General features: G+C 70.3%; 1 protein-coding gene. It reads left to right on the top strand.

All coding sequences use genetic code 11. The features are described from left to right. Positions 1-13: 13 nt before the first annotated feature. Positions 14-3,724, top strand: a complete 3,711-nt coding sequence (locus O3Q52_RS50360) for an amino acid adenylation domain-containing protein (RefSeq protein ID WP_269655126.1) — start codon at positions 14-16, stop codon at positions 3,722-3,724. The last annotated feature ends 9 nt before the right edge of the window (positions 3,725-3,733 follow it).

The raw sequence follows: 3,733 nt of genomic DNA, 5'->3' as shown, positions 1-3,733 counted from the left end.
GGTCGTCGACGGGGTGTCGTGGCGAATCCTGGTTCCGGACCTGGTGCCCGCCTGGCAGTGGGTTCGAGCCGGCGGCGACCCGGAACGGGCAGGAGTGGGTACGTCGTCGCGCCGGTGGGTGCACGCGCTCACGGAGGCGGCGGCCGCCCCGGAGCGGGTGGCGGAACTGCCGGTGTGGCAGCAGATCCTGGCCGGGGACGGGCCCGTGCTGGGGGCGAGGGAGCTGGACCGGGCGCTCGATGTCGCGGCCACCGTGGACACGGTGCGTGTCCAGGTGCCGGTGGATGTCACGGAAACCGTGCTGAACCAGCTGCCCGCGGTGTTCCGGGGCGGCGCCGACGGGGGGCTGCTGGCAGGGCTGGCACTGGCGCTGGCCCGCTGGCGCCGGACGCGGGGCCTGCCTGCGGGGTCCTCGACGCTGGTCCGGCTGGAAGGGCACGGGAGGGAAGAGCATCTGGTGCCAGGCGCGGACCTCTCCGGGACGGTCGGCTGGTTCACCGCGATGTACCCGGTGCGCCTGGACCTGGCCGATATCGACGTGGCGGACGCCTTCGCCGGTGGTCCGGCCGCCGGGCGGGCGATCAAGGCAGTCAAGGAGCAACTGCGGGCGGTACCCGATGCCGGCATGGGCTATGGCCTGCTGCGCCACCTCAACCCCGACACCGCTGCCGCGCTGGCCGGGCAGCGGGAACCCCAGATCGGGTTCAACTACCTCGGCCGGACCTCCGGCGCGGACATCCCCGAGGAACTGCGCGGCCTGGGCTGGGGCCCGGACACCACGCACCGGGACCTGGTCGCCGCGCCGGACGGCGACATGCCCGTGCTGTCGGCACTGGAGATCAACGCGGTGGCCACCAACACCCGCCGCGGTGACGCGCTGACCGCCTACTTCGGCTTCCCGACCGGTGTGCTCTCCCGCGACGAGGTGGCTGAACTGGCCGAGCTGTGGGTCCAGGCGCTCACCGCTCTGGCCCGGCACGCCGCGACCCCCGAGGCCGGCGGGCTGACCCCGACCGACGCTCCCCTGGTGTACGTACACCAGGAGGAGATCGAGACCTGGGAGGCCCGGTTCGGCAAGTTGGCCGCGGTGTGGCCTGCGATCCCTGCGCAGTCCGGGCTCCTGTTCCAGTCGATGCTGGCCGGGGCGCAGTTCGACGCCTACCACATGCAGTTGGTGTTCCATCTGTCCGGTGCGGTCGATCCGGAGCGGATGCGCCGGGCCGGGCAGGCACTGCTGGACCGCTACCCCAGCCTCCGCGCGGCGTTCGTCAACCGCGCGGACGGCGATGTGGTGCAGGTGGTGGCGGAGACGGTGACCCTGCCGTGGCAGTACCTCGACCTGACCGCGGCCGGCGAGCCGGAGCGCACCGAGACCTTCGAGCGGCTCCTCGTCAAGGACCGGACCACCCACTTCGAGGTGGACACCCCGCCACTGATCCGGCTGGCACTGGCCGTCCTCGAACCCGACCGGGCCGAACTCGTGCTGACCGCCCACCACGTGCTCTTCGACGGCTGGTCCACCCCCTTGCTCATGAGGGACCTGCTGCTGCTCTACGCCTCCAACGGCGACCCGGCCGGTCTGCCCGCGATCCCCGACTACGGCGACTTCCTGTCCTGGCTCGCCCGGCATGACCACCAGGAATCCGCACGCGTGTGGGCGGCCGAACTCGACGGCGTGCAGGAGCCCACTCTGCTCGTGCCGAACACAGGGACCAGGCACGATTCCGCGGGCATCGGAAACCTCGAAGTGGCATTCGAGGACAAGCACGGCCTGTCGCGCCTGGCCGCACGGCTCGGTGTCACGCTCAACACCCTCGTGCAGGGCGCCTGGGCCGTGCTCCTGGCGAACCTGACCGGGCAGTCCGACATCCTCTTCGGCGCCACCGTGTCCGGCCGCCCGCCGACGGTGAAGGACGTCGACGACATGGTCGGGCTGTTCATCAACACCGTCCCCGTACGGGTGCACTGCGAACGGCAGGAGACCTTCGCCGACCTGCTCACCGACTTGCAGGCCCGACAGGCGCCCTTGCTCGACCATCACCACCACAGCCTCGCGGAGATCCAACAGGCCGCTGGGCTGAGCACACTGTTCGACACACTCGTCGTGTTCGAGTCATTCCCCGTCGACCGGGAAGCCATCGGCGAGGCCAACTCCTCAGCCGGTGTGGCCATCACCGGGCTGCGCCCCCTTGCGGGCACGCACTACCCGGTCATCCTGGCCGCCGGGACCGATCCACAGCTGCAGATGGCCCTGCAGTACCAGCAGGACCTCCTGGACCACGACGCGGCGGCCGACATCGCCGACCGGTTCGTGCGCGTGCTGCGGCAAGTGGTCGCCGATCCGTCGGTGCCGGTCGGGGCGATCGAGGTGCTGGCGGAGGAGGAGCGTGACTGGCTGGTGCGGCGGGTCAACGACACCGCGCATCCGATGATGGAATCGGGCACGCTGCCGACGGCGTTCGAGGCTCAGGTGAAGCGGACTCCGGACGCGGTCGCCGTGACAGCCGAAGACGAGACAGTGACCTACGGGGAGTTCAACCGGCGTGCCAACCAGCTGGCGCACTGGCTGGTTGCACAGGGCGCAGGCCCCGAGCAGCTGGTGGCCGTGCGTATGCCTCGCTCCGTCGATCTGCTGGTGGCGATCTACGCCGTGGTCAAGTCTGGTGCGGCCTATGTGCCGGTCGATATCGACCTGCCCGAGGAGCGGGTGCGCCATGTGCTCGACAGTGCGAAGCCGCTGCTGCTGCTCGACGAGGCGCTTCCGGATGTGTCCGGGTACTCGGAGACGAACCCGGAGGGCGTGCTGGTGCCGGACAACGCCGCGTATGTCATCTTCACTTCCGGGTCCACGGGTGGTCCGAAGGGTGTGCAGGTGTCGCACCGGTCGATCATGAACCGGATCACGTGGGGTCTGGAGCACTTCGGCGTCACGGTCGAGGACCGGATGCTGGTGAGCACGTCGGCGAGCTTCGACGTGTCGGTGCCCGAGCTGTTCGCGCCGCTGCAGGTGGGTGCGGCTGTGGTCATCGCGCGTCCGGACGGACGCCGGGATCCGGCGTACCTGGCGGAGTTGATACGGCGGGAGCGGGTGACCGGCGCGGACTTCGTGCCTTCGCTGCTGGAGGCGTTCGTCGCCGAGTCCTCGGCGCAGGAGTGTACGAGTCTGCGCTGGATCGAGGTCGCGGGCGAGGTCTTCCCGGCCGCACTGGCCAACAAGGTCACCAACCTGCTGCCTGACTGCGGCGTGCACAACATGTACGGGCCCACTGAGGCGTCGGTGGAGGTCACCGGCTGGCAGCACGTGCCGGGCGCGGAGCGGGTGCCGATCGGCACGCCGATCTGGAACGCGCAGGTGTACGTACTGGATTCGGCGTTGCGTCCTGTCGCGCCCGGTGTCGTGGGTGAGCTGTACCTGGCTGGTGTTGGTCTGGCGCGGGGTTACCTCGGGCGGACGGCGTTGACTTCGGAGCGGTTCGTGGCCTGTCCCTTCGGTGGGCCCGGTGCGCGGATGTACCGCTCGGGGGATTTGGTGCGGTGGAACAAGGACGGTCAGGTCGAGTACATCGGCCGCACCGACGACCAGGTGAAGATCCGTGGGTTCCGCATCGAGCTGGGCGAGATCGAGCATGCGCTCAACGGGCACCCCGGCGTGGCGCAGGCGGCGGTCGTGGATGGAGGCCGGCCGCGGTCCGCTCCGCGCCCGCGCGCAGCTCCTCGAAGGTGAGCGTGCGGT

This window comes from Streptomyces sp. ActVer (genome assembly GCF_027270795.1).
GTDB lineage: Bacteria > Actinomycetota > Actinomycetes > Streptomycetales > Streptomycetaceae > Streptomyces > Streptomyces umbrinus_A.
This window is presented reverse-complemented; position numbering and strand designations above follow the sequence as displayed.